The sequence below is a fragment of the Chitinophaga deserti genome (genome assembly GCF_003149455.1).
GTDB classification, from domain to species: domain Bacteria; phylum Bacteroidota; class Bacteroidia; order Chitinophagales; family Chitinophagaceae; genus Chitinophaga; species Chitinophaga deserti.
Window position 1 is genome coordinate 213,850 of sequence record NZ_QFFK01000007.1, and the last position, 26,511, is coordinate 240,360.

20 protein-coding genes are annotated in these 26,511 nt (G+C 51.1%); 9 read left to right on the top strand and 11 right to left on the bottom strand.

Annotation, left to right across the window (positions count from 1 at the left end; genetic code table 11):
• Positions 1 to 23: 23 nt before the first annotated feature.
• Together dinB and DEV76_RS17490 are read right to left on the bottom strand one after the other, a co-directional pair.
• Positions 24 to 1,103 carry a DNA polymerase IV gene (gene dinB / locus DEV76_RS17485; protein ID WP_109699213.1) on the bottom strand — a complete coding sequence of 360 codons (1,080 nt, stop codon included), beginning with the start codon at positions 1,101 to 1,103 and terminating at the stop codon, positions 24 to 26.
• Between the two features lie 51 nt (positions 1,104 to 1,154).
• Positions 1,155 to 1,469 carry a hypothetical protein gene (locus DEV76_RS17490; RefSeq protein ID WP_157962952.1) on the bottom strand — a complete coding sequence of 105 codons (315 nt, stop codon included), beginning with the start codon at positions 1,467 to 1,469 and terminating at the stop codon, positions 1,155 to 1,157.
• A 103-nt stretch (positions 1,470 to 1,572) separates the two neighbouring features.
• On the opposite strand from DEV76_RS17490, the gene DEV76_RS17495 reads away from it, so the two are divergent.
• Positions 1,573 to 2,076 (top strand): DUF4251 domain-containing protein, encoded by a 504-nt coding sequence (locus DEV76_RS17495; RefSeq protein ID WP_109699215.1) that lies wholly within the window; start codon positions 1,573 to 1,575, stop codon positions 2,074 to 2,076.
• A gap of 8 nt (positions 2,077 to 2,084) precedes the next feature.
• Here DEV76_RS17495 and DEV76_RS17500 read toward each other — a convergent pair whose 3' ends face one another.
• Positions 2,085 to 3,245: a DUF2341 domain-containing protein gene (locus tag DEV76_RS17500; protein WP_109699216.1), complete on the bottom strand. Its 1,161-nt coding sequence runs from the start codon at positions 3,243 to 3,245 to the stop codon at positions 2,085 to 2,087.
• A 208-nt stretch (positions 3,246 to 3,453) separates the two neighbouring features.
• Between DEV76_RS17500 and DEV76_RS17505 the strand changes: the two genes are divergently transcribed.
• On the top strand, positions 3,454 to 3,945 hold the full coding sequence (locus DEV76_RS17505) for an outer membrane beta-barrel protein (protein WP_109699217.1): 492 nt from the start codon (positions 3,454 to 3,456) through the stop codon (positions 3,943 to 3,945).
• An 83-nt stretch (positions 3,946 to 4,028) separates the two neighbouring features.
• Here DEV76_RS17505 and DEV76_RS17510 read toward each other — a convergent pair whose 3' ends face one another.
• The gene (locus tag DEV76_RS17510; RefSeq protein WP_109699218.1) at positions 4,029 to 4,721 is read right to left on the bottom strand and encodes a DsbA family oxidoreductase; all 693 of its coding nucleotides are present in this window, start codon (positions 4,719 to 4,721) and stop codon (positions 4,029 to 4,031) included.
• A 106-nt stretch (positions 4,722 to 4,827) separates the two neighbouring features.
• Between DEV76_RS17510 and DEV76_RS17515 the strand changes: the two genes are divergently transcribed.
• The 7 genes from DEV76_RS17515 to DEV76_RS17545 all read left to right on the top strand — a co-directional run bounded on the left by DEV76_RS17515 (position 4,828) and on the right by DEV76_RS17545 (position 19,938).
• Positions 4,828 to 5,409: an ASCH domain-containing protein gene (locus DEV76_RS17515; RefSeq protein ID WP_109699219.1), complete on the top strand. Its 582-nt coding sequence runs from the start codon at positions 4,828 to 4,830 to the stop codon at positions 5,407 to 5,409.
• A gap of 91 nt (positions 5,410 to 5,500) precedes the next feature.
• Positions 5,501 to 7,450, top strand: coding sequence for a M1 family metallopeptidase (locus DEV76_RS17520; protein ID WP_109699220.1), 1,950 nt, complete (start codon positions 5,501 to 5,503; stop codon positions 7,448 to 7,450).
• Positions 7,451 to 7,818: 368 nt separating this feature from the next.
• The gene (locus DEV76_RS17525) at positions 7,819 to 11,877 is read left to right on the top strand and encodes a hybrid sensor histidine kinase/response regulator transcription factor (protein ID WP_109699221.1); all 4,059 of its coding nucleotides are present in this window, start codon (positions 7,819 to 7,821) and stop codon (positions 11,875 to 11,877) included.
• 198 nt (positions 11,878 to 12,075) lie between these two features.
• Positions 12,076 to 15,273: a SusC/RagA family TonB-linked outer membrane protein gene (locus DEV76_RS17530; RefSeq protein ID WP_109699222.1), complete on the top strand. Its 3,198-nt coding sequence runs from the start codon at positions 12,076 to 12,078 to the stop codon at positions 15,271 to 15,273.
• A gap of 19 nt (positions 15,274 to 15,292) precedes the next feature.
• Positions 15,293 to 16,942 (top strand): RagB/SusD family nutrient uptake outer membrane protein, encoded by a 1,650-nt coding sequence (locus DEV76_RS17535; RefSeq protein WP_109699223.1) that lies wholly within the window; start codon positions 15,293 to 15,295, stop codon positions 16,940 to 16,942.
• Positions 16,943 to 16,963: 21 nt separating this feature from the next.
• Positions 16,964 to 18,190, top strand: a complete 1,227-nt coding sequence (locus DEV76_RS17540; RefSeq protein WP_157962953.1) for a glycan-binding surface protein — start codon at positions 16,964 to 16,966, stop codon at positions 18,188 to 18,190.
• Positions 18,191 to 18,192: 2 nt separating this feature from the next.
• The gene (locus DEV76_RS17545) at positions 18,193 to 19,938 is read left to right on the top strand and encodes an alpha-L-arabinofuranosidase (protein WP_109699225.1); all 1,746 of its coding nucleotides are present in this window, start codon (positions 18,193 to 18,195) and stop codon (positions 19,936 to 19,938) included.
• A 322-nt stretch (positions 19,939 to 20,260) separates the two neighbouring features.
• On the opposite strand, the gene DEV76_RS17550 is transcribed toward DEV76_RS17545, so the two are convergent.
• From DEV76_RS17550 to sufB, 7 genes are read right to left on the bottom strand one after another with little or no spacing between them, the layout of a single operon-like run.
• Positions 20,261 to 20,737: a GAF domain-containing protein gene (locus DEV76_RS17550; RefSeq protein ID WP_109699226.1), complete on the bottom strand. Its 477-nt coding sequence runs from the start codon at positions 20,735 to 20,737 to the stop codon at positions 20,261 to 20,263.
• Between the two features lie 51 nt (positions 20,738 to 20,788).
• On the bottom strand, positions 20,789 to 21,097 hold the full coding sequence (locus tag DEV76_RS17555; protein WP_109699227.1) for a DUF59 domain-containing protein: 309 nt from the start codon (positions 21,095 to 21,097) through the stop codon (positions 20,789 to 20,791).
• 6 nt (positions 21,098 to 21,103) lie between these two features.
• Positions 21,104 to 21,532, bottom strand: a complete 429-nt coding sequence (locus tag DEV76_RS17560) for a SufE family protein (protein ID WP_109699228.1) — start codon at positions 21,530 to 21,532, stop codon at positions 21,104 to 21,106.
• Positions 21,533 to 21,544: 12 nt separating this feature from the next.
• Positions 21,545 to 22,789 (bottom strand): aminotransferase class V-fold PLP-dependent enzyme, encoded by a 1,245-nt coding sequence (locus DEV76_RS17565; protein ID WP_109699229.1) that lies wholly within the window; start codon positions 22,787 to 22,789, stop codon positions 21,545 to 21,547.
• A gap of 28 nt (positions 22,790 to 22,817) precedes the next feature.
• Complete coding sequence (gene sufD, locus DEV76_RS17570) at positions 22,818 to 24,125, bottom strand: Fe-S cluster assembly protein SufD (RefSeq protein WP_109699230.1); 1,308 nt, start codon at positions 24,123 to 24,125, stop codon at positions 22,818 to 22,820.
• A gap of 3 nt (positions 24,126 to 24,128) precedes the next feature.
• Positions 24,129 to 24,896, bottom strand: coding sequence for a Fe-S cluster assembly ATPase SufC (gene sufC / locus DEV76_RS17575; protein WP_109699231.1), 768 nt, complete (start codon positions 24,894 to 24,896; stop codon positions 24,129 to 24,131).
• 17 nt (positions 24,897 to 24,913) lie between these two features.
• Positions 24,914 to 26,359 (bottom strand): Fe-S cluster assembly protein SufB, encoded by a 1,446-nt coding sequence (gene sufB / locus DEV76_RS17580; RefSeq protein ID WP_109699232.1) that lies wholly within the window; start codon positions 26,357 to 26,359, stop codon positions 24,914 to 24,916.
• Positions 26,360 to 26,511 lie beyond the last annotated feature (152 nt).

Sequence of the window (26,511 nt, forward strand, 5' to 3'; positions counted from 1 at the left end):
TGGAATGGCGGATTTTTTATTGGCTAGAACAGTGAGAGCTGTGGAGTTTCAGGGGGGTGTTCGTCTCCGAAGTTGGAAACTGTGATGCCCAGCAGCCGGATCTTATCGCCCTCCATTTCGGGATCAGTTTTGGCGAGGAGTTGCTTGGCGGCAGTAGCTATGGTATCAGCATCAGATATGGGGAGAGGGGTGGAGTGGTTACGGGTGATCTGCCGGAAGTCGTGGTACTTGACTTTGAGGGTAACGGTGCGGCCTTTGAGCTGGTGCTTTTCCAGCCGGTTCGCAACTTTCAGGGCCAGCTTGTCCAGCTCCGGGTCCATTTCAGTGAGGGTGGTAAGGTCATGGGGGAAGGTATCTTCCGCACCTACCGATTTTGTTTCGCGGTGCGGCTGCACGGGGCGGTCGTCCAGCCCGCGCACGATGCGGTAATAGAACCGGCCTGCCTTCCCGAAATGCTGCACGAGATCGTTTTCAGATAGTTTTTTAAGATCGGCGCCATTGAACAATCCCATGCGTTGCATCTTATCTGCCGTTACTTTTCCCACGCCGAAGAATTTCTCAACGGGTAGCTTTTCCATGAACGATTCAATCTGGGAAGGACCAATGAAAGTGAGTCCATCAGGCTTATGCATGTCTGAAGCGATCTTGGCTACGAATTTATTGACAGAAACGCCGGCGGAAGCCGTGAGCTGCAGCTCATCGCGGATGGCCTGTTTGATTTCCTGGGCAATGGCAATAGCGGAGCCGATGCCGGGCTTATCGAGGGTTACATCGAGGTAGGCTTCGTCGAGGGAGAGCGGTTCAATGAGGTCGGTATATCGCTGGAAGATGGAGCGGACGTGGCGGGATACGTCGCGGTATACGTCGAAACGGGGATAAACGAAAATAATGGAAGGACAAAGCTGTACGGCTCTTTTGGAAGGCATGGCGGAGCGGACGCCGAATTTTCTTGCTTCATAGCTGGCAGTTGCCACTACTCCGCCACGCCCTTCCGGTGAGCCGCCTACGGCAATAGGCATACCACGGTATGCGGGATTGTCGCGCTGCTCCACCGATGCATAAAAGGCATCCATGTCGATATGAATGATTTTGCGGAGCGTCATGCCCGCAATTTACGCAAGAAACGGTAAAAGACAGCGGAAGTAACCCTGCGCTTAACGGGCCTGGTACCTTGGCATCACGAGCAGCTTCACTACGGTGTGTGCGATGGCAGAAAGGCCAAAAGCTACCACAATAATGAGCCCGCGCTTCAGCGGCGTGTCGAATACGTCCATCACTTCAGACGTTCCTTTACCGGCGTACATGGTCGTCATCGCAAAAAGAATAATACCGCAGATCCATAACGTGAGGTGCGACCATAGGTATTTTTTGCGGTTGTACTGGTCTTTCCCGAAGGAAGTAAAGAGAAGGATGACGTGTGCAACAAAGAAAAGGGCCGCAGCTGCGGCAAGCAAAACAAATGGAGTCATAGCATCAGGTGTTTAAGGATATAGTGTACTCAAGATAAGAAATCCCGGCAACATTTATGGCCCGCCTTTTGTTCTTAGTATAAATATTTATAAACTGACTGCTATGCGTATATTCAACACCATCCCCGTCTGGCTCCTGGCATTTACGGCAATGGCCTGCTCCACCACGCAACAGGCATCTTCCACATCAACTGCGGATATGAAATCCATCATTTCCGCACGCACTTTCGTATTTCAGGCACAAACTGTTTTGCCCATGAGCGGGCGCACCCGGCAAGTGAGCGGCGACGGGTACGAGGTCATCATCTCAAAAGATACTGTCAATTCCTACCTGCCATATTTCGGAAGAGCGTATTCCGCTCCCATCGATCCCTCACGGGGCGGTTACGATTTCGTTTCCACCAACTTTGAATACACCGAAACTCCCCGGAAAGACGGGGGCTGGGAAATTACCATCAAGCCGCGTGATGTGCGCGACATCCAGCAGATGTTCCTTTCGGTTTCCGAGAATGGATATGGCTCCCTGCAGGTTACGAGCAACAACCGGCAGCCCATTTCCTACAATGGTATCGTAACTGCAGAAAGCAGCCGTAAGCGGAGGAAGTAATTATTGAATTATTTGCTGGAAACCGGTGCCATGAACTCGAGCAGTTTGCTGCCGGGGCGCTGGCTTTCATAATCCAGCCTGATCCAGTTGGCGTCTTTCACTTTCCCGATTACCCGGGCTTCATCCAGCACGCCATCCCAATAGCGCCCTCCCTTCTCCGGGAACTGGCTTTGGTTGCCGATTCCTACAGGATGATCATCGCTTTTCCATGGGGTATCGAACTTTTCCGTTCTTTCCAGTTTACCATTCACATACAGGTGCACATAAGGGAAATCATGGACACCGGTAATGTGATACCATTGTTTCACCTTCATGTCGGTTTTACCGATCACACAAAGGTCGCCCCGGGGAGAGGTACGCTCCACACAAATCTCTATGAGATCTGCCTCGGGCTGGTGCCAGTTGCGGATGCCGAACTTCTGCAGCCGCCACGAATTATCGCCTTTGGCAAACATGGTTTCGTAGCCAGGGAGTACCCTTTTGGCTTCGTCCCCCTTATTAGAATAGGATTCGGCATACGCCCAGATGGAAAACGTGAGCTGCTCCACATGATCAAACAACTTCCGCTGTTCACCATCTACTTTGATCCATTGCTTTTCATTATACCGGAAACGCTGCCCTTTACCAAGCGGGCTGCTCACCGTACTATAAGGCATCATATTAACACCTGTTGCGTTGGCGGCATTACCCGTAGCATCTGCATAGCCTCCCGGGAGCGTGTTACCCGGCTCCTGGAGGTGCCAGACGCCGGTAAAGCCCTCGGAGGTGGGGAATACCATGGCAGACTGGTCGGCCGCAGTAGCGGAGGGGTTGCCATAATGCAGGTAAATGGTTTGGTTATGGCTGTTGCCTTTCACTTCCGGGATGCGGACCCAGAGCAGTGCTTCTTTGGCCATAGGGTCCCACCATTCGATGCTGTGGGGGAGGAAAGGGCCGTCGGGCGTTTCAGAGAACCTTACATCGGCGCCGTTGGCGATAGCCGCAGCAAAGTTGAAGTTACCGGCATTCAGGGAAACCGCTAAGGGATAACCCGTTACATTACCGTTAATACCGGCCCCGGAAGCAGTGGTGTTCAGCTTAACAGCCATCCGGCTGCTCCAGCCGGCACGTTGCGCAATGGCGTTATGCGCCAGCAGCAATAAGAAGAAAGGGAAAACAAGTTGTTTCATAAAATGGAATACCCAAGATACTAATTTATTGCCTGATCCGCTTTTTATGAAAATTACTTCCTGTCACCGAACACCGGGGCATAGTATGGCGTTATAACGGAAGCGGTTAAACGGCTGATATAAGCGGAAAGTGCTGAGAATAAGATGTTTAGGCTGAATGGTAAAGAAGTAATAATTTCGTATAGTATAACTACCAAATATCCGATAAATGAAAAACAAAATAACCCTTTTGCTGGTACTCCTCATTACCGGCAGCATAACTGCAAGTGCGCAGTTAAAGCGTTTCAGCATTGGTCCGTACGTAGAAGCCGGGTTCCCGGTTGGCGATTTCAGTAAAACGAACAATACCGGTTACGGCGTGGGCCTGAATGCCGATATTAAGCTGGTAGCAGGTTTCGGCGTTACGGGATCGGTTGGCTATATGCGTTTCGGCGGTAAATCAGAAAACACGATCGATTACCCTAATGTAGCTGCCATCCCGGTGCGGATAGGTATTAAATACAAAGTCATTTCCATCCTGTATGTGAAAGCGGAAGCCGGTGCTGCCAATTTCACGGGTGATGTGGATGGTTCTGCATTCCTGTTTGCTCCGGGCGTAGGCATTCGGGTCTTGGGCCTCGATGTGCAGGCTAAATGGGAGGGATGGTTTAAGGACGGTACACGCAGCTTCTTTGGCCTGAAGGCAGGTTATAACTTCTAATACCTGCTTACCCATACAAGAAAGCCTTCCGGCACAGGTATACTCCTGTGTGGGAAGGCTTTTTCTGTTTGTATGATTTCCGGTTATACGTTACAAACTCCGTCTGCGCAGGCATTGGCATCACCCCCCGTAGGATGGATGATTTGTGGATGTGATTCATCCCACACTTTTTGCAGGGTGTCATTGAACACTCCCACCGGTTGTGCCCCGCTGATGGCGTATTTTCGGTCAAATACAAAAAACGGTACGCCGCGGATACCCAGCTCCTGGGCCTGTGCTTCGTCCTGCCGCACTTCTCCCGTGAACTCCGTTCCTTTCAGCATTTCCACTGCATCAATACCGGCCTCTTTAGCAATGCCTTCCAGTGTGGCAGCGTCCCCAACGTGTTTGCCTTCGGTGAACATGGCTTTGAACAGAAGTTCTTCCATTTCATCCTGTTTGCCATGCTGTGCCGCCAGCTGTATAAGTCGGTGGGCGTTGAAGGTATTGGTGCTTACCATGTCATCGAATTTAAAATCGATGCCCACGGCTTTACCTGCAGCGGCTACTCTTTCCGAGTTGGCCTGTGCCTGCTCACGCGTCATGCCATATTTGGTGGCCAGTAAAGTATAATGATCTTCCTTGTAATCCTTTTGTGCGTCAGGGTTCAGCTCAAAGCTGTGCCAGGTTACCTCCACATCTTTTGCATGGGGGAATTGAGCTAAGGCAGCTTCCAGGTGGCGTTTGCCGATATAGCAGAAAGGGCAGGCTACATCCGACCAGATATCTATCGTCATAACTTCCAATTTTAAGGTGCAAATATACGAATAATCCCCCGGAAGGGGGCGAATGCGACATGTCTGATACCCCGGTTTATGCGTTAAAAAAACGTTATATTGGGGTATGCTGTTCAGGGAAAAAATCATGGAGGCCATCCGTAAAGGGCAGGTTAAAATTGCATACCGCCGCTGGAAAAGGCCTACTGTAAAGGCAGGGGGCACATTGCTCATCGCCATCGGCCAGCTGCATATTGATGCGGTGGATGAAGTACCTTTGACGGATATCACGGAGCAAACCGCAAAAGCATCCGGATTTCCCAGCCGCAGTGCGCTGATCACGGAACTGGACAAACGGCCGGGCATCTTATACCGCATCCGTTTTCATTATCTGGGAGATGATCCGCGCATCGCCCTCCGGGAAAATGATGAAGTGGAAGATAAGGAGATGGAACTGATTTTAAAGAAACTCCGCGGGCTGGACGAGCGCAGTCCTTTCGGCGCCTGGACGAAGCGTACCCTTGGCATAATAGCCCGTCGTCCGGAAGAACGTGCCGGAGATCTGGCAGAGGCATTGCAGATCGATAAGGAATGGCTGAAGACCAGTATCCGGAAACTGAAGAACCTGGGCCTCACGGAGAGTAGGGACATCGGGTACAGGCTGAGCCCGCGCGGAGAGAGGGTGCTGGAGGTCTGGAAGCGTCATTGATGCTGCCAACCGTTTATAACACATTGCTTTGTATAACAAATAAATATCCCTAGTTTTCCCTTTTCTTAACAACAAAATTATGCCTGCAATAATGCAAACGAAGAATTGGCTCGCCGCCCTGGCAGGGTGTGTCTGCATCTTTTCGTCGGCCGCCGCTCAGCAAAAAGCGTCCCTGTACAATGCCTACGAAGCTTTTAACCCGGATTTCTACCCTTCAAACGGTGATGATGTACGTACCGCCAGTGGCCGTCCCGGACACCGCTATTGGCAGAATGGCGCCGATTATAAGATCGACGTTACGTTTGATGATGTGAAGGAGACCATATCCGGCTCGGTAGTAATCACTTACCGTAATAACAGCCCTGAAAATCTCCCTTTCCTGTGGCTGCAGCTGGATCAGAATATTTACCGCCTTTCTTCCCGCAGTGTTGCATCTACAGCACCCACCGGAGGCCGTTGGGCCAACCGTAATTTTGACGGTGGTTATACCATTGGCAATGTAGCGGTACTCCAGGCAGGTAAAGCACAAAAAGTAACTTTCGATGTGAACGATACCCGCATGCGGGTAGATCTTCCGCAGGCATTAAAGGCCAACGGCGGCAGCATTCAGCTGCAGGTGGATTTTTCGTTCCCCATTCCTGAATACGGTACCGACCGTATGGGTATCCTAAATTCCAAGAATGGCCGCATTTACGAGATTGCCCAATGGTATCCGCGCATGTGCGTGTTCGATAACGTACTGGGCTGGAACACCCTGCCTTATATGGGACAGGGCGAGTTTTATCTCGAATACGGAAATATCGATTATACGGTTAATGCTCCAGCGGGCCACATCGTAGTAGGGTCAGGCGATCTGCTGAACCCTGCGGAAGTACTCACCCCCACACAGCTGGCCCGTTACAAACAGGCTGCTGCCAGTGATAAAACCGTAATGCTGCGCGATCTTTCTGAAGTAAAGGATCCTGCTTCCCGCCCGGCGAAAGACCGCCTTACCTGGAAGTTCCGCTGCGCCAATACCCGCGACGTAGCCTGGGCTGCCAGCAAATCCTTTATCTGGGATGCTGCCCGCATCAACCTCCCCGAAGGTAAAAAGGCCCTCGCCATGAGCGTGTATCCTGAAGAAAGTGCGGGAGACTCCGCCTGGCGCCGCTCTACCGAGTTTGTAAAAGGCTGTATCGAACACTATTCCGAGAAATGGTATCCGTACACTTACCCTACAGCTATTAACGTGGCAGGCATCGTTGGCGGTATGGAATACCCCGGTATTGTGTTCTGCTCCGCACGTGCACAGAAAGCTGGCCTTTGGGGTGTAACCAATCACGAATTCGGCCACAACTGGTTCCCCATGATCGTGGGAAGTAACGAACGCCGATTCGGATGGATGGACGAAGGTTTTAATACTTTCATCAACGGTATTGCAGACAAAGCTTTTAATAAAGGAGAATTTGACCATAGCCAGCGCGACCGCCATGCACTGTCACGCATGATGTTCTTCGATTCCGCCAGTGCGGTACTGCACCGTCCGGATGTGATCCGTCCTGCCAGCTATGGCGTACTGGGTTACTTCAAACCTGCTGTGGGCCTCGACCTCCTGCGGGAAGTGGTACTGGGCGAAGAACGTTTTGACAAAGCTTTCAAATATTACATCGATAACTGGGCATTTAAGCACCCTACGCAATGGGATTTCTTCCGTGCCATTGAGAACAGCTCAGGAGAAAGCCTCGACTGGTTCTGGCGCTCCTGGATCATTAATAACTGGAAAATAGATATGGCTGTAGGAACTGTTACCCAGCGGAACGACAGCACCACCGCCATCCAGGTGCTCTGCCTCGAAAAGGCGCCTATGCCTGTAGTGGTAGAGATCACCGAATCCAACGGCTCCACCTCCCGCGTGAACCTGCCCGTAGAAGTTTGGCAGTCCGGCGCTACCTGGACGTTCCACCATATCTCAAAGGGTAAAGTGACCGGTGTAACGGTAGACCCTGATAAGGTGCTCCCTGACGTTAATTCTGTCAACAACTCCTGGAAAGGAGTTCCCTAACCGGGCTAACCAAAAAGTATTGTGAAGGGGCTGACTTAAAAGGTTAGCCCCTTTGCTATTAAGCCCCTTTCTGCTATTATCCTATCATCTTCTACTTTTCAACCTACTGACATCCTGCTGCCATCCTTCATCCATCCTTCATCCATCTCCAGCAAAATCAAGGGTTCGATGGAGGTTGGATGAAGGATGGATGAAGGATGGTAGAAGGGTTGTAGTATATTTGATTGATAATGAAATGTTTGTAATTATCGCTCCTTTGTACCCGACAAGACTGTACTGATAGTAAATTACCCCAAATTAAAACCCCTGCCTGTTACTTGCAGTAAATGCCCTTAATTCATTAAATTGAGGTAGTTCCACGATGACTCATGTTTAAAAAACTACTGATCCCGCTATGTCTGCTGGTGCTTTGTTATGCCAGAGCGCAACAACCGGCGTATCCCTTTACCAGTCTCAACATCCATCACGGATTGAGTAACAACCAGGTTAATTGTATTTACAAAGACGACCGGGGGTTCCTGTGGTTTGGTACACTGGGAGGGTTGAACCGTTACGACGGAACCAATTTCCGCGTATTCAGGCATATATTTTCCGATTCCCTTTCCCTCAGCGACGACTATATCGTTTCCCTCTTTCCCGCGCCGGACAGGCGGATGTATATCCGTACCCGCAATGGAGACAACCTCTATGATCCGCGCAGCGAGCAGTTTATGCAGGCAGGGCCCTGGCTGAAGTCTAAGGGATTACCTGAAGCAGGGATGACGGCAATGGTGCTGACAGGAGATACCTGCTGGGCAGCCTATGCAGACTCCGGACTATACCGGCTCCTGCCACAGGGGAAAGCCTCGCGTATAGCATTGCCTATGCGAACGGGTGTACGGATTGCAGATATCAAACAGGAAGATGAAAATCACCTGATGCTTTTATGGTTCGATGGTGCGCTGACACGGCTCGATATCCGTAACGGGCGTACCGTATGGCATTCAGAAGCGCTGTGTGAAGATGTTTCCCGTCCGCCGGTTACATTATCCCTTTTTATAGACGCACAGAAAGATTGCTGGGTTTATATGCCGGGTAGTGATTTTGGTGTGCTGTATTTCCAGACAGCAACAGGCAGTAAAAGGAGCATCTCAAGGAAAACAGGGATTCTTAACAACGATATCGTTAATAGCATTATACAGGACGATCACGGGCTGATGTGGATCGGTACGGATCATGGCGGTGTAAACGTTCTGGATAAACAAACCTTTCACGCCAGGTTCCTCATTAATCGACCGGAAGACTCCAAGAGCTTAGCCGAAAATGCTGTTTATGCATTGTATAAAGACAGGCAGGGCATTGTCTGGTGTGGCACTTATAAACGAGGCGTAAGTTATTTCGCGGAGAATAAGATGAAGTTTGCCCTCCATGAATTCAAACACGGCGATCCGCTGACGCTGCCGTATAATGATGTGAACTGTTTCGCGGAAGATAAGAAAGGCAACCTATGGATCGGTACCAATGGCGGAGGACTGATATACTACGACCGGAAAGCACATACCTACCGGCAATACCGCCACAAGCCCGGCGATGAAAACTCGCTGAGCAATGATGTGATCGTGAGCCTGCATGTAGATAAAAGGGATCAGCTCTGGATCGGGTATTATTTCGGAGGGATGGATTACTTCAGCAACGGGCGCTTTACGCATTACCGGCATTCTGCGAAAGATGCCAACAGCCTGGCTAATAAAACCGTCTGGAAGCTGTATGAAGACAGCCGCAACAATTTCTGGGTAGGCACACTGGGCGGCGGCCTCGACCGTTTTGACCGCAGCAATGGTATATTCTATCATAACAATGCGGATATGGCCAATTCAGTCCATTCCAATTACATTACCGCTTTTGCAGAAACGCCCGGGGGCGATTTATGGATAGGCACCGCCTACGGCATCGATGTGCTGGATAAATCAAAGGGCATATTCATACACCTGTTGCGCAGTACCCATCAGCTCAGTAACGACAACGTAACTTCCCTGCTTTGCGACCGCCAGGGCCGTATGTGGGCCGGTACACGCGAAGGACTGAGCTATTACGATCCTGCCTCCCGCAACTTCCGCACTTTCAGGATAACAGACGGTTTGCCTGATAACACAATTGTAAGCATGCTGGAAGACGATAACGGGTGGCTGTGGGTGAGTACCACCCGCGGTTTATCGCGTATTCGGGCAACCGGTGTGGGGAACGATCTGGTGATCTCCTGCCGGAATTATGATGAGCAGGACGGGTTGCAGGGTAAAGTATTCAACGTGAATGCAGCATTGCGCCTGCGGAGTGGGGAAATGGTGTTTGGTGGGGCCGATGGCTTCAATTTGTTTAACCCTGCAGAAATCAAGGAAAGCAGAACGCCACCTGCACTCGTATTCACCGGTCTGCAGTTATTCAACAAAACGATCGGAGCGGGAGAGAGCTTTCGCGGGCATGTAGTGCTCGATGCTTCTCTACCCGAAACCCGCAGTATAAACCTGCGGTATAATGAGAATGATTTTTCAGTGGATTTCGCTTCCCTGAATTTCCGGCATGCCGACAAGAACCGGTATGAATACAAGCTGGAAGGCTTCAATAAAGAATGGATGCTGACAGATGGTAAGACCCGGCGCATCTCTTACACCAACATCAACCCGGGTAATTATACCCTGCATGTACGCTCATCTCCCGAAGACGGGAATCCTACAGGCGGGAGCATTTCCCTCCAGATACGGATACTATCGCCCTGGTGGGCTACCGGCTGGGCATATACGGCGTATGTATTGCTCCTGATAGCGGCATTGTACCTTGGGAGGCAGGCAATTATCCGCCGTGCCCACCGCAGGTTTGCATTACAGAACGAGCGAAAGGAGGCACAGCGGCTGCACGAAATGGATATGATGAAGATCAAACTCCTGACCAATGTAAGCCACGAACTGCGGACACCGGTTTCCCTGATACTGTCGCCCATTGAAGATTTCATCAGGCGTTCGGACGATGAAGGAGAGCGGCAGCAGTTCCAGTTGATACGTAGGAATGCACGGCGCCTGCTGAACCTGGTTAACCAGCTCATGGATTTCAGGAAAATGGAAATGCAGGAATTGCGGACGGATGCGGTACCGGGGGAGCTGATGGGCTTTCTCCGGGAATCTGTCCAGTCATTTTCTGATCTGGCAGAAAGGAAGGGCGTTGCATTAACATACAGTGCCAATACCGGTCAGCTACATGTCCGCTTCGACCACGATAAATTGGAGCGTATCGTCTTCAACCTGCTTTCCAACGCATTTAAATTTACACCTGCCGGCGGAACGGTAGAAGTGACGGCCTCTGTTACCCCGGAAGAAGAGCGTGCCTGGCTGGAGCTGCGCGTACGGGATACCGGCATAGGGATACCGCCCGACAGAATCGGGAAGATCTTTGAACGCTACTTCCAGGCCGACCAGCGGAGTGCATTTGTGAGTCCGGGTAGTGGCATCGGCCTTGCCATCACGCGGGAGTTCGTTACCATGCAGCACGGAACGGTGGAGGTGGAGAGCATACCTGATCAGGGCAGCTGCTTTACCGTGCGCATTCCATATGATTTATCGGCCTACGATGCACCGGAGCACATCGCAAACGATACCCATGTACCTGCAGCTCCCCTGAAAGTTCCGGAAGCAGCCTCGCGGAAAGGGAAACGCAAACAAACCATTTTGCTGGTGGAAGACACGGAAGATTTCCGCTTTTACCTCAAGGAGAACCTGCAGGAGTATTATAATGTACTGGAAGCGGCCGATGGGGAGGCGGGATGGCAGGCAGCCCTTTCTGCTCAGCCAGACCTGGTGGTGAGCGATATTACCATGCCGGGAATGGATGGCCTGGCCCTTTGCCGGAAGATACGGAGCCACGCCCGTACCCGCCAGATCCCTGTGATCCTGCTCACCGCCATGGGAGAGGAGAACATTCAGCTGCAGGGCCTGGATGCCGGCGCGGCGGATTACCTTGTGAAGCCCTTTAGTTTCGAGATCATGCTGTCACGCGTACGGAATCTGCTGGAAAGGAAGGCGCCCGTGCAATGGGTGATCCCGAAAGATGCGGAGCCGGAGCAACTCTCGGCCGACGAGAAGTTTATGCAACGTGCTTTGGAGATCGTGGAAAAGAACCTGTCGGACGCAGAATTCTCAGTGGAGGCACTCAGCAGGGAACTTTGTATGAACCGTGTTTCTGTTTACAAAAGGATTTACGCTCTTTCCGGGCAGCCGCCCATCGAGTTCATACGGTCGGTACGGTTACGGCGTGCTGCCGACCTCCTGGTGAAGACGGAAATGAACATCGCGGAGGTAGCTTATGAAGTAGGATTCAATAACCCCAAATATTTCGCGCGTTACTTCAAAATGGCATACCACATGCTGCCTTCGGCCTATGCAACGGCCATGCGCAAGTAAGGAAGGCAACAAATGATACCTGTGGAATTAACATTCTGACCCCCTGGCGGCAACATTACAGCCCCGCATTTTAAACAATGTCATACCCTGCTATCCGGATAATCCCGATACTTTTATCGAGACCTTACAACGCGGGTCCCAGTTTACAATAGTCAACCAAATCAACGCGCAAACATTCCACACATTAACATTCTACGTATGAAAAAAATCAGTTTAGCGGGGAAATCGAGCCCGGTCTGGTGGATACTCCTCTGCCTATGGCTGGCCCATGTTCCCATTCTCGCCCAAACTCCTCCTGACCAAAGGCGTACTATTACCGGTCTTGTGACCGACCGCGATTCACGGCAGCCTATACCCGGTGCTACCGTCGCCATAAAGGGCACCTCCAGGGGCGTGGCTACCAATGCTGAAGGCCGCTTCAGTATAGAGGCCAAAACGGGAGATGTACTGGGTATCTCTTTCGTGGGCATGTCGGCCCAGGAAATCAAGGTAGGCAGTGCTTCCTCTTACAACGTTACCCTCGAAACCGACAGCAAAACCCTCAGTGATGTAATTGTGGTAGGGTATGGCAAAATGAAGAAGACCGATCAGAGCAGTGCCCAGGTATCCGTATCAGCCGCTGATATCGGCCGTACGATCAATACCACCATCGATCAGGCCTTACAGGGCAGGGCCGCGGGTGTGTATGTAACGCAGAACTCCGGTCAGCCCGGTGGCGGCGTATCGGTGGTAATCCGCGGGATCAATACCCTTAGCGGCACCAATGAGCCGTTGTATGTGATAGACGGGGTTCAGATTCAGCCTGCCACCGTTTCCTACGGCAATACCAGTTCCGTAAACCCCCTGGCCGGTATCAACTCCAACGATATTGAGTCTATGGAAATACTGCAGGGGCCATCAGCTACGGCCATTTACGGTTCCCGTGCCACTAACGGCGTAGTTTTGGTAACTACCCGCAGGGGCAGGATGGGGCAGATGAAAGTGGGATATAACTATTTATATACGCTGCAGGACAAGCCGGATGAAGTAGCGACACTCAACCTCCGCCAGTTCGCCATTATGAATAATGAAATTGCAGCCCTTCTGAACCGTACACCCACCCCCGAATTCCAGAATCCTTCTGTTTTGGGTGACGGTACCCGCTGGCAGCAGGAGCTCTTTAAAACCGCTCCGTTGCAAAGGCATCAGCTAACTGTCAGCGGTGGTACTGAGCGCACAGGTTATTATATCTCCGGTGAGTATTTCGATCAGGAAGGGGTGGCCGTTGGGTCAGACTTCAAACGCTACAGCTTCCGCCTTAATATGGACAATCAATTGTTCAAATGGCTGAAGCTCAGTACCAACGTTAACTTTTACCAGACGAAAGAAAAACTGTCGTCTACCAGTGAAGACGTGATCCGCAATGCCATCAACCTTGCACCGAACGTTCCGGTGAAGAACGCGGATGGTTCCTGGGGAGGCGCTACAGAAAATGAATACGGCAGCAATGCCAAGTATGCACCGCTTAACCCCGTAGCCATCGCCAATCTCATTAGTAATGATCTGAAACGGACAGGCGGCATGGGTGGTATGACGGCAGAAGTAGGGATCATTAAAGGCCTTACTTTCCGGACCAGCTTTAACGGCAACTTCGAGTTTTTCGACGGTGTGAAATTTACCCCCACTTACCGGCTGGGTTACAACGCCAATGAGAAAGCCAGCATGTCGGTGCAGAACAATAAGAATTTCTACTGGAACCTGAACGAGCTGCTGCAGTATACCACGCAGTTCGGTAAGCACTCCATTAACGCCATGGCAAGCCACGAAGCGCAGGCCTGGAATTATGAAGGTTACAACATTACCCGCACCGGCTTTGCCAGCAACGAGATCCCGTCCATTAACCTCGGTGATGCGCAGGGGCAAACTACAGGCGGTAACAAAGGCTCCGGCGCACTGGAGTCCTGGCTGGGCCGCGTTATCTATACTTATGACGATAAGTACATCCTGCAGGTGGCAGGGCGTGCGGATGGCTCGTCCAACTTCGGTACCAACAACCGCTGGGGATACTTCCCTTCAGTTTCTGCAGCCTGGCGTGTTTCCCGCGAACCTTTTATGCAGTCGCTCGACATGATCAGCGACCTGAAGCTGCGTGCAGAGTTCGGTACTACAGGTAACAGCGGCAGCGGTGGTGCGCAATTCAGCTCCCTGTCGTCAGTAACCACTCCATGGGGAGCAGGTTTCAGAACAGGGCAGTATGGTAACGCCGATCTGAAATGGGAATCTACCGAAACCAAAAACATCGGCCTGAACCTGGGGCTGTTCAAAGACAGGATCCAGATCGAAGCAGATTATTACATCCGCGAAACCGATAATCTCCTCATGCCTAACCCGCTGCCCGCTTACATGGGTACGCAGGGCGAAGGGGCCATCAGCGCACCGATCGTAAATATCGGATCCATGAAAAACCGCGGATTCGGGATTACGGTGAATACAACCAATGTCAACAGGAATGGTTTCACCTGGAAAACGAATTTCAACATCTCCTCTTTCAAAACTGAGATTACCAAGTTCTATTCCGACGCTGCCTTCCTGAGCCGCAGCGCGTGGTATATGAATAACTTCACTTCCCGCTCCGCCATTGGCCAGGCTCCCTGGATGTTCTGGGGATATGTGGCAGACGGGATCTTCCAGTCTGAAGAAGAAGTACGGAAAAGCGCTATACCTACGCAGGCCGACGGTTCGCCGCTGCCCATCGCTAAAGACGGTGGCGTTTGGGTAGGAGATATCAAATACAAAGACCTTAATAACGATAATAAGATCGATTCCCGCGACCAGACCTATATCGGTAACCCCTGGCCCAAGCTGACTTACGGCCTTACCAATACCTTTTCCTGGAAAGGGTTTGATCTGAGCATTCTGCTGACAGGCGCCTCCGGGAATGATATCTACAACTACGTACGTTATAACAATGCCAATCCCAATAATATCAACCTGGGCCGCAACCTCATGTCGGAAGCATTTGATTATGCACGCATAGTGAAAGATGCCGGTGGAAAGGATGTGATTTCGAACCCCGGCACCAGGATACCACGTATTGTGGGTACCGATGTAAATGGCAATGGCAACCGTTTCACGAACTTCTTTGTGGAAGATGGTTCTTATATCCGAATCAAAAACGTGCAACTGGGATATATAGTGCCGTCGGAATGGCTCAGCCGCCAGCGCGTGGTACGCTCTATCCGGGTTACACTGGGTGCGCAGAACCTGCATACGTTCACGAAGTACAGCGGGTTTGATCCCGAAGTAGGCGCCTATCTGGGTAAAGAAGTGCAGCTCAGCAGCCAGCTGATTGCTGTAGACGCCGGACGCTATCCGCTCACCCGCATGTATTCCGCTGCCGTGGCTGTTGATTTTTAAGCATCTAAAATTCCGAATTATGAAAAAGCAATCATTCATCCGATATATATTCCTTTTCAGCTGCGGTGTACTGCTGGCTGCATGCAGCAAGGATTTCCTGAACCGTCCGCCTGAAGACGCGATCGTGGACGTTAACTTTTACCAGACATCCGATCAGGTGCTGGCAGGTACAGCGCCACTATACAACATTGTATGGTTCGCCTATAACGATAAAGCATCGCACGGGATCGGCGACGGACGCGCAGGCGTACTCATGTCCGGCTCTTATCAGGTCGAAAATATCAGGATGCAAACCACTGACGTTACTCCGGAAGTTTACAGCTCCTGGACGGCCTTCTATAACGTGGTGGCGCAATCCAATATGGTGATCAATAACGTAACGAAATATACCGCTCCCGGTGTACCCGCTAACATTAAGCAGATGGGTATTGCAGAAGGACGGTTTATGCGTGCAATGGCTTATTACTATCTCGTACAAAACTGGGGCGCAGTACCCATTATAGTCGATAATAACACCCTGCTGACAGATACCACTGTTGCGCGGAATACCGTGGAAAGCGTATGGGAATTCATTATCAGGGAATTTCAGTTTGCAGCAGATAACCTGCCGCCCACGCCCGCACAGAAAGGCCGTATCACCAGATGGACGGCAAAAGGGATGCTGGCGAAAAGCTACCTCACCCGCGCAGGACTTGGCGGAAACGGACAGCGCAATCAGGACGATCTGAACAAAGCGAAAGCCTTTGCATTGGAAGTTATCACAGGCAGCGGGGCTAAGCTGATGTCCAGTTACGAAGACCTCTTCATCATGAAGAACAATAATAATTCTGAAAGTCTTTTTGCCTTGCAATGGAAATACGATGGCGACTGGGGAACCCAGAACAGCGTGCAGGCCTTTCTGGCTTATGGTTCTGAGATCACTGGTTTTGGTGACGGATGGGGTGGCGACCTTGGAGCTTCTCCCGATCAGCTGTCGTTGTACACCGCTACTGACAAGCGCCTGAAAGGAACCTTCATGCTGCCGGGTACACATTATTCTTACATTCATCAGGCAGTGGATGATCCCAATAACCCCGGGAAGAAGATCGTGCAGGAGCTACAAGTGCCGTGGAATTGGGTAGGCACAGAGCGTTACAATACACGTGCCTGGGTGAAAAAGTATGTAGTGGGCCGTCCGGAAGATAACGATGGCAAAGTGACACAGCAGCATACAGAGATGAATACCTACATGTTGCGCCTTGCGGATGTATACCTCATCTACGCAGAAGCCGCGCTGGGAAATGCAGCCTCCACCAACGATGTTCAGGCTTTAAAATACTTCAATGCCGTGCGCGAGAGGGCAGGTGTACCGGAGAAGAATGTAATTACGGCAGACGATATCTACCGCGAACGCAGGCTGGAACTGGCCATGGAAGGACAGGCATGGTACGATCTGGTGCGGATGTATTATCATTCCCCGCAGAAAGTACTGGATCTTATTAAGAACCAGGACAGAGGTACCTACCGCGTTGTTCCCAATGCTGCAACCAACGCTACGGGCTGGACGGTTACATCCGATGTGCCGGCTAAGTATGCGGTAACGGCAGGTAACTTCTTCCTGCCCATTCCGGCAGTGGAACTATCAGCCGCGCCTAACCTCCGTAAGCCACCAGTTCCCTTTAAGTTCTAATCACCCAAAAACGCAACTCCCATGAGCCAAAATATTCGACTGTTGCTGGCAGGCATGTTACTGATTCTGCTGGCAGCCTGTTCCAAAGACGACGGGATATCCGGTCCGCCCGTAGTACGCAAAGTATCGTTACTGGATTCCTCTAAGCAGGACAGTTCCTTTGTACGCGCACTTCCCGGAACAATGATCCTCATCACCGGTGAAAATCTGCAAGGGATTTCCAGTATTACATTTAACGGATTGAGTGCTTACTTCAATCCCGCTTACAATACCAATACACATGTTATCATTACTATTCCGGATGAAACGCCTTCTGAAGCAACAGATCCGAAGGTGCCAAATGAAATCCGGATTAAAACAGACCATGGAGTAGCGGTATTTACTTTCGCAATAGACATTCCCCCGCCATCCATTGAAACAATCAGTAATGAAAACGCTTTACCCGGCGATTCTGTGATCATCTGGGGCTCCAGCCTGTGGCTGATCAATAAGATTATCCTCCCCGGCGGACGGGAAGTCACTGCTTTCAACACAGATATTGATGGTTTTCGCGTAGGTTTTGTAATGCCAGATCTTGGAAACGATACCGGCAGGCTGGCTGTAGTGGCAAAGTATGGAACCGCGGTATCTGACGGGCCGTTAAACGACCATCAGAGCGGAGATGTGATCTGCAATTTTACCAATGCAGGAGAAACAGGGGAAGTGCCCCGCTTCAGCTGGGCATGGTGGGGAGCAGATCGTATCAACGACGCCACCAAGTTCCCCGGAACAAGAGGGCATTATCTCCATAACATTTTCGGAGGTGTAGGTGCCAAAAATGGTGCATGGTGGGAGGGAGGCAGATCCGGTAACTTTAATCCGGTAGCATTATTTACAGATGCAGTCAGAACTCATCAGGCCGCTGATTACGCCCTTAAATTTGAAATCAGCACCAAAGAACCCTGGACCACTGCCGTGTGCGTGCTCCGCTTTGGCGAAGAATTAGCCGTGCGCTGGATGCCCTGGGCGGCTTCTCCCGCTGAAGGATTCCATACGGGGCATAAATGGCAAACTATTACAGTACCCTTGAATGCATTCAGGAGAGCATCAGATGGAATAGAAGGTACCGGAGCCAGCGCGGTTTCCATGGGGGAACTGGTGACTGCCGGCGGTAATGTAGCCTTCGGGTTCAGAATAGTTTCAGAAGAAAAAGGGATCGAAGTGTTTAATGCAGCATTCGACAATTTCAGGATCGTCAAGATTAAATAGGAATGAAAATAACGGCAAGAGGGATCTGTATACTGAGCATAATTTGCTGTGCGTCGATAGCCTGTAATAAGAAGTCGGGCGAACGTGTAAATGGGAATGGTGATGGCGGCGATACTACCGGTACGGTGGTGTTGCCGCAGGACCCTGCCACCGCTGCAACCATCGGTTTGTTCATGGACGGGTGGAAGGAGAAATCGTTTACTGCACCGGCTTTTGAAGAGAAAGCGCCTCCGGCGGCAGCACAGGTCGCCATTACTGCTGATGTGGCTAAAGTACTGACGAAGATTCCACCAACTATGCTGGGGAACAACACCAATATCTACATGACCCAGATGGTGACGGAGCCAAGACTGTTACAACAATTGCAACAGCTTCAGCCACGCCTGTTACGCTTCCCGGGGGGGAACCTCAGCAGTGTATTCTTCTGGAATGCAGCACCCGGTAATGCGCCTTCCGATGCACCTGCACAGCTTACCGATGCAGAAGGGAAAACGATGCCTGCAGGGTATTGGTTTGGCGGCAATACCGCCGGGTGGACGATGAGCACCGCTAACTATTACAATATGCTCCAGCAAACCGGCAGCGAAGGTGTGATTACCATTAATTATGGATATGCCCGTTATGGTACGGGGCCTGATCCCGTAGCAGCTGCAGCGCATCTTGCAGCAGAGTGGGTACGGTACGATAAAGGGAGAACGCGGTATTGGGAGATCGGGAATGAAAGTAATGGCACCTGGCAGGCGGGGTATCGTATCAATCCTGCCGCCAATAAAGACGGGCAACCGGAAATAGTAACCGGAGAGCTGTATGGCCGGCATTGGCGCGTAATGGCCGATTCCATGAGGAAGGCAGCCGCTGCATTGGGGCATACGATTTTCATCGGTGCGCAATTGCTGGAGCACGACCCGCCTACATGGGCTACGGCTACCGATAAGAAGTGGAATGAAGGCGTTTTGAAGGAAGCTGGTGCATCAGCAGACTATTACATCGTACACAGTTATTACACGCCGTATAATACGAATTCCAATCCGCCGGAAGTATTGGCCTCTGCTGAAACGGTCACCAAAGCGATGATGGAGTACCTGAAAACAACAATACAGCGCCATGGTGCCCCCACCAGGCCAGTGGCCCTTACAGAATGGAACATCTTTGCTGTAGGGTCACAACAAATGGTATCGCAGGTGGCGGGGATGCATGCTGTACTGGTTATTGGGGAATTACTGCGTAATGGCTTTGGAATGGCATGCCGGTGGGATCTGGCCAATGCCTGGGAAAACGGGAATGATCATGGGCTATTCAGTCAGGGCGAAGGGGCCTCCGGTGAGGTAAAGTGGAATGCACGGCCAGCGTTTTTCTATCTCTATTACCTGCAGAAATGCCTGGGTAACCGTTTGGTGGAAACCACATTACCGGCTTCAAATCATAATATTAATGCATATACCACCACCTTCAGCAGCGGCCATGCCGGTGTAGCCATTGTAAACCGCGCTGCAACTGTTCAAACCGTTTCGCTTAACCTGAAGAATTTCAAGGCAGGTGAGCGGTATTACTGGTATGAGCTTACGGGCGGAGAAGGGGTAAGTCATTTTTCGAGGAAGGTATTTATCAACGGTAGCGGGCCTTCCGGGATTGCCGGCGGGCCGGAAGATGCCGGGAAAGTAAAAGCCTGGTCTGCCAGAACGAAGGATGGTCTTCGTTTTGCGCTGCCGCCGATGTCAGTAGTGTTCATCGTGGTTGAGCGTCAGTAATAATACAACTGAATGCTACGTGTTATGTAATCATATACGCCGCTGATTTCAGCGGCGTTTTTCATGTGCTTTAGATTTATTGGATCTGCTGCATCTCCAGTAAAGAGCTGCATAAACCCGGATTTAAACGAGACTGAAGGGTGCACAGTATCAGTTACGCCGAAAATAAGATATTAAGGGGAGGAGAGAATTGCTATTGCAACAATTAGATTTCCAGCAATATATTATATGTAGTCTGTAAAAAAAAGCGGCAGATAGCAGGATATGGGAGCCTGCTTATCTGCCGCTTTTATTATACGGAAATGGTGAAACCTGGGAAATTTCAGGACGTGAATATCCAGCCGGTGATTTCTTCAAGAAAACGGCGGTCGGTTTCATCAAATGTGTTGAGATCTGTGCTGTCTACATCCAGAACGCCTTTTACTTCGCCGTTATGGATAAGCGGGATTACGATTTCGGAGCGGGATAAGCTGCTGCAGGCGATGTGCCCGGGGAAAGCTTCCACATCAGGGACTACCAGCGTTTCCGCCCGTTCCCATGCGGCACCGCATACGCCACGGCCTTTCCGGATGCGCGTACAGGCCACAGGGCCCTGGAAGGGACCAAGTACCAGCTCATCCTCTTTTACGAGGTAAAAGCCTACCCAGAGCCAGCCAAACTGCTCTTTCAGTGCTGCAGATATATTAGCGAGGTTAGCCGTAAGGTCGGGTTCCCCGGTAATGAGTGCTTTTATTTGCGGCAGTATGGTCTCATACTGCTCCGCTTTTGTGCCTTGAATGATATGCAGGTCTTCTGCCATGATGCTTTGGTATTAAAAAAAGACGCCTTTGGTGGGCGTCTTTAATAAGTTTTACAAAAATCCTAATTCCAGTTTAGCTTCTTCGCTCATCATGTCTTTCGTCCAGGGGGGATCGAAAGTAAGGCGAACGTCTGCATCAGAAACGCCGGGTATGGCAGACACTTTCTGGCTTACTTCTTCCATGATGGAACCTGCTACAGGGCATCCGGGAGCGGTGAGCGTCATGATAACGAGTACCTTTCCATCATCTCCTGCTTCGATCTTATACACCAGGCCAAGGTCGAAGATGTTCACGGGGATCTCAGGATCGTATACCGTGCGCAATGCTTCTTCCACCTGATCTCTCAGTGATATTTCCATGTTGCGTCAGTTTTGCATTGATTTAGCCTGAAAGGCGAGGGCGTACAGCTTCATTTGCTTCAGCATGGAGAGGAGGCCATTGGAGCGGGTGGGAGAGAGGTGGCTGGTTAAACCGATGGCTTCGATGAAGTAGATCTCTGCTTCTGCGATTTCCTTCGGCGGGTGGCCGCTCAGTACCTGTATCACGAGGCTTACGAGCCCTTTGGTGATCACAGCATCACTGTCTGCGGTAAATTCCAGTATTCCATCTTTCAACTCCGCGTGGAGCCACACTTTACTCTGGCATCCGCGGATGAGGTTGTCGTCCGTTTTGTATTGAGGGTCAATGAGCGGCAGGTCTTTTCCCAGCTGAATGATGTACTCGTATTTCTCCATCCAGTCACCAAACACTTCGAAATCTTCTATGATCCTGTCCTGTTGCTCTTTGATTGTCATGTCGTTAATGGTTTATCCCAGCAAAGTTACGGCTTTCCGTACACCATCCACCAGCTTGTCGATATCTCCGGTAGTGTTGTACACTGCCAGTGAGGCACGTACTGTTCCGGGGATGCCGAAGCGGTCGCAGAGCGGTTGTGTGCAATGGTGGCCTGTACGTACGGCTATGCCCTGCTGGTCGAGCAATACACCCACATCAGAAGGGTGGGTGTCGCCCACGAGGAATGAAATAGCTCCGCTGCGGTGTTTGGCATCACCTATAAACCGGAGGCCATCTATCAGCCTTAGTGCGGCAACTGCATAATCCGTAAGCTGGTGTTCATATGCGAGGATCTTATGGATACCCACTTTATTGACCCAGGCTACGGCAGCGCCCAATCCTATGGCTTCGCAAATAGCAGGTGTGCCGGCTTCAAACTTCAGCGGAACATCGGCATAAGTGGTTTTCTCAAAAGTAACGTGCCGGATCATGTCGCCACCACCCTGGTAGGGAGGCAGTTTCTCGAGCCAGCTTTCTTTACCGTAGAGGATACCAATACCGGTAGGACCGTATAGTTTGTGGCCAGACAGTGCCAGGAAGTCCACATCCAGTTCGTGAACTTTAATGGGAATATGCGCAGCTGCCTGAGCGGCATCAAGCATAACGGGGATACCTTGTTCATGCGCCAGGGCGATGATCTCTTTCACCGGGTTTACGGTACCCAGGGTATTGGATACCCAGGTAACAGATACCAGTTTCACGCGGCCGTTCAGCATGGAGCGGTAAGCGTCCATATCGAGCTCGCCGTTATCGGAAACGGGAACCACTTTCAGCTTCGCACCTTTTTCCTCACAAATGAGTTGCCAGGGAACGATGTTGGAGTGGTGCTCCATGGCGGAGATGATGATCTCGTCACCTTCTTTCAGGAATGCTTTACGGAAGCCGTTAGCCACCAGGTTAATGGCGTCAGTAGTACCTTTGGTGAACACCACCTCATGATGGTGCGCGCCAATATATGCGGCTACTGCATGCCGGGCGGCTTCATAAGCAGCAGTGGCCTGCTGGCTCAGCGTATGAACACCACGGTGTACGTTGCTGTTGTATTGAGTATAATATTCCTGCATGGAACGGATCACCGAAACGGGCTTCTGCGTGGTGGCACCATTGTCCAGATACACGAGTGGCCGCCCGTTCACGGTTTGCTGGAGTATCGGGAATTCATTCCTGATCAGATCCACTTCCGGCCATAAAATATCTTGTGCAGTCGCTGTTTCCATGATCCTTCCGGGTTTTTGAGGGTGAAGGCTAGGCGTTCAGGTATTGTGAAGCAAGTTGCTCTACCTGTTTACGCACAGCCGGGATATTCACTTTGGCGGTGATGTCGAAGGCGAATGCTTTCACCAGCAGGTTGCGGGCTTCTGCTTCTCCGATACCACGGGCACGCAGATAGAAAAGCGCGTCTTCACTCACCTGGCCGATTGTACAGCCATGGCTGCATTTCACATCATCTGCGAAAATTTCCAGCTGCGGTTTAGTGAAGATGGTAGCTTCAGGGCTAATCACCAGGTTGTTGTTCTGCTGGAAAGCATTGGTCTTCTGCGCATCTTCATGCACATAGATCTTCCCGTTGAACACACCGGTAGATTTATCCATCAGTACGCCTCTGTACAGCTCATTACTTTCGCAGTTAGGCATGCGGTGGTCGACAGACGTGTGGTTGTCGATCAGCTGTCCGCCGGCTGCGATGTAGAAACCGTACATATGTGTTTCGGTACGTTCTTCGTCGAGCGAGATGTTCAGGTTATTACGAACGAATTCGGATTCGGTGAGCGTGAAAGTATAGTTGTTATAAACGCTTTTGCCTTTCTGTTCTACCAGGTTCTGGTTGATGGTGCGGAGGTTGTTACCACCGGTCTGCAACTGGTACTGGCTGAACTGGGCGCGTTCTGCTACTACGGATTCCATTACGCTGTTGATCACCACTTTATCTGCTAAGCCGATGCCAGCGGCAGATTCTACGATCTGTAAAGCGGCGCCTTCATTCACTACCACGAGGTGGCGGGGATTGAAAAGGCGGGCCTGCCCTGCGGCATAGAGATGTATGATCTGAACCGGCAATTCTACCTGAGCTTTGGCTTTCACTTCGATGAACAGGCCGTCGTTAAAGAGGGCGGAGTTCAGTTGTGCGAAATGATGTTCGCCAATGCGGGGGCTCTGATTAAAGTACAGTTCCACAGCGGGCTGGGAACCTGCTTCGCTCAGCTTGGATATTGTTACCTGCGATGCGGGTGGTAATTGTGAAAGGTGGGGCTGGAGCACACCGTTTACCAGCACGAGGCGGAAAGTATCGGGGAGTATGAGGCCGGTAGCTTCAAGCTGTGCGGCAGTTACTTCCGGAACCTCCGGGAGGGTAACCTGCAGATCGTTTTTGAAAAACGATACTACGTTGGTGTATTTCCAGTCTTCCGTTTTAACAGTGGGGATACCACCGAGGGCGAGGAATTGCTTCAGGGCAGCTTCCCGGCCATCGAACCAGCCGTTGGCGGAAAACTGTGCGCTAAACAGCGCGGGCAAAGCCTCGTTGAATGATATATTTCTGGTTACAGTCGTCATGTCTTATTGTACAGGTTCTTCTAAACGGATGTCTTCTTTCAGCCAGTCGTAGCCTTTCTCTTCCAGTTCCAGCGCCAGTTCTTTGGTGCCGGATTTCACGATGCGGCCGTTGTAGAGCACGTGTACAAAGTCGGGAACGATGTATTCCAGCAGGCGCTGGTAGTGGGTGATCATGATAAAGGCGTTGTCTTTGCTGCGGAGCTTGTTCACGCCGGCGGATACGATGCGGAGTGCATCGATGTCGAGACCGGAATCGGTTTCGTCCATGATAGCGAGTTTAGGCTCGAGCATAGCCATCTGGAAGATGTCGTTGCGTTTTTTCTCACCACCGGAGAACCCTTCATTGAGGGAGCGGTTCATGAGGTTGGCATCGAATTCCATGAGCTTCTGTTTGCTTTTCAGCATATCGAGGAAAGCCTTGGCCTGCATAGGAGGCTGGCCATGGTAGGCACGGATTTCGTTAACAGCAGTTTTCAGGAAGTTGATGTTGGAAACACCGGGGATTTCCACAGGGTACTGGAAGGCGAGGAAAAGTCCTTCACGTGCACGCACTTCAGGGCTCATATCGAGCAGGTCTTTACCGAGGAAGTCTACCGATCCTTCGGTCACTTCATATGATTCGCGACCGGCCAGCACAGAGGCGAGAGAAGATTTGCCGGAGCCGTTGGGGCCCATGATGGCGTGAACTTCGCCCGGTTTCACGGTCAGATTAATGCCTTTCAGAATAGCATTTCCTTCTACTGCAGCATGCAGGTTCTTGATATCTAACATCTCTTTGTTTTTATTGGTTATCCAACACTGCCTTCCAGCGTGATGGATAATAATTTTTGTGCTTCCACGGCAAATTCCATGGGCAGCTGGTTAAGTACTTCTTTTGCGTAGCCGTTTACGATCATGTTTACGGCCTGTTCATTATCGATCCCGCGCTGGTTCAGGTAAAACACCTGATCTTCCCCGATCTTGGACGTGGTGGCTTCGTGTTCCACCATGGCCGTATTGTTCTTGGATTCGATGTAAGGGAAGGTATGCGCGCCACAGCGGTCGCCGATAAGGAGCGAATCGCACTGTGTGAAGTTTCGGGCGTTAGTGGCGTTGGGGCCTACTTTTACCAGTCCGCGGTAGGTATTATGGCCGTGGCCGGCAGAGATACCTTTGGAAATAATGCGGCTCTTGGTGTTTTTCCCGATATGGACCATTTTGGTACCGGTGTCGGCCACCTGCTTGTTGGCAGTAACCGCCACGGAGTAGAATTCACCGATGGAGTTGTCGCCCTGCAGGATTACGCCGGGATACTTCCAGGTGATGGCAGATCCGGTTTCTACCTGTGTCCAGGAGATCTTGGAGTTTTTACCCTTGCAGATCCCGCGTTTGGTCACAAAGTTGTAGATGCCGCCTTTGCCGTCTTTATCACCGGGGTACCAGTTCTGAACGGTAGAGTACTTAATTTCCGCATGATCCATGGCGATGAGTTCCACCACGGCAGCATGCAGCTGATTTTCGTCGCGCATCGGAGCGGTGCAGCCCTCGAGGTAGCTCACATAGGAGCTGTCGTCAGCGATAATGAGTGTACGCTCGAACTGGCCGGTATTCTTCGCGTTGATACGGAAGTAGGTGGACAGTTCCATGGGGCAGCGGACGCCTTTGGGAATGTATACGAAAGATCCGTCTGAAAACACGGCGGAGTTCAGTGCGGCATAAATGTTATCGGATTGGGGAACCACGGTGCCGAGGTACTTCTTCACCAGTTCAGGATATTCCTGAACGGCTTCCCCGAAGGAGCAGAAGATGATACCCAGCTCATGGAGCTGCGCTTTAAAGGTAGTAGCCACGGAAATAGAGTCGAATACCGCATCTACAGCTACGCCGGACAGCATTTTCTGCTCTTCCAGCGGGATTCCGAGTTTTTCAAAGGTGCGGAGCAGTTCGGGGTCTACTTCATCCAGACTATTGTATTTCACCTTGTTCTTAGGTGCGGCATAATAGGAAACACCCTGGAAGTCAACTTCCGGAAGTTTGAAATTCTGCCAGTTGGGCATAGTCAGTTTCTGGAAAAGCTGGAATCCCTTCAGCCGCCATTCCAGCAGCCATTCAGGCTCCTGCTTTTTGGCGGAAATGAAACGGATGGTATCCTCGTTAAGCCCGGGAGCCGCAATATCCATTTCGATCTGCGTCTCAAACCCGAACTCGTACTCACGGCCTGCCAGTTCCTGTAATATGTCTTGTTCTGCGCTCATAAATATTTGTATACTCTTCTGTTCAGTTATCTCAATATTGTCGGGATGACCAGATTCGAACCTGCGACCCCTTATATCTGACCGATTTTCCCGGCATCACTTAAAATAGGAGTGCCAGGGTACAAAGATAGCGCCCTAAAGGCGGTAAATCC

Bases quoted from the DNA above. Each gene is read 5' to 3' on its own strand.
- dinB (WP_109699213.1), bottom strand. From the start codon at position 1,103: ATGACGCTCCGCAAAATCATTCATATCGACATGGATGCCTTTTATGCA.
- DEV76_RS17490 (WP_157962952.1), bottom strand. From the start codon at position 1,469: ATGACTCCATTTGTTTTGCTTGCCGCAGCTGCGGCCCTTTTCTTTGTT.
- DEV76_RS17495 (WP_109699215.1), top strand. From the start codon at position 1,573: ATGCGTATATTCAACACCATCCCCGTCTGGCTCCTGGCATTTACGGCA.
- DEV76_RS17500 (WP_109699216.1), bottom strand. From the start codon at position 3,245: ATGAAACAACTTGTTTTCCCTTTCTTCTTATTGCTGCTGGCGCATAAC.
- DEV76_RS17505 (WP_109699217.1), top strand. From the start codon at position 3,454: ATGAAAAACAAAATAACCCTTTTGCTGGTACTCCTCATTACCGGCAGC.
- DEV76_RS17510 (WP_109699218.1), bottom strand. From the start codon at position 4,721: ATGACGATAGATATCTGGTCGGATGTAGCCTGCCCTTTCTGCTATATC.
- DEV76_RS17515 (WP_109699219.1), top strand. From the start codon at position 4,828: ATGCTGTTCAGGGAAAAAATCATGGAGGCCATCCGTAAAGGGCAGGTT.
- DEV76_RS17520 (WP_109699220.1), top strand. From the start codon at position 5,501: ATGCAAACGAAGAATTGGCTCGCCGCCCTGGCAGGGTGTGTCTGCATC.
- DEV76_RS17525 (WP_109699221.1), top strand. From the start codon at position 7,819: ATGTTTAAAAAACTACTGATCCCGCTATGTCTGCTGGTGCTTTGTTAT.
- DEV76_RS17530 (WP_109699222.1), top strand. From the start codon at position 12,076: ATGAAAAAAATCAGTTTAGCGGGGAAATCGAGCCCGGTCTGGTGGATA.
- DEV76_RS17535 (WP_109699223.1), top strand. From the start codon at position 15,293: ATGAAAAAGCAATCATTCATCCGATATATATTCCTTTTCAGCTGCGGT.
- DEV76_RS17540 (WP_157962953.1), top strand. From the start codon at position 16,964: ATGAGCCAAAATATTCGACTGTTGCTGGCAGGCATGTTACTGATTCTG.
- DEV76_RS17545 (WP_109699225.1), top strand. From the start codon at position 18,193: ATGAAAATAACGGCAAGAGGGATCTGTATACTGAGCATAATTTGCTGT.
- DEV76_RS17550 (WP_109699226.1), bottom strand. From the start codon at position 20,737: ATGGCAGAAGACCTGCATATCATTCAAGGCACAAAAGCGGAGCAGTAT.
- DEV76_RS17555 (WP_109699227.1), bottom strand. From the start codon at position 21,097: ATGGAAATATCACTGAGAGATCAGGTGGAAGAAGCATTGCGCACGGTA.
- DEV76_RS17560 (WP_109699228.1), bottom strand. From the start codon at position 21,532: ATGACAATCAAAGAGCAACAGGACAGGATCATAGAAGATTTCGAAGTG.
- DEV76_RS17565 (WP_109699229.1), bottom strand. From the start codon at position 22,789: ATGGAAACAGCGACTGCACAAGATATTTTATGGCCGGAAGTGGATCTG.
- sufD (WP_109699230.1), bottom strand. From the start codon at position 24,125: ATGACGACTGTAACCAGAAATATATCATTCAACGAGGCTTTGCCCGCG.
- sufC (WP_109699231.1), bottom strand. From the start codon at position 24,896: ATGTTAGATATCAAGAACCTGCATGCTGCAGTAGAAGGAAATGCTATT.
- sufB (WP_109699232.1), bottom strand. From the start codon at position 26,359: ATGAGCGCAGAACAAGACATATTACAGGAACTGGCAGGCCGTGAGTAC.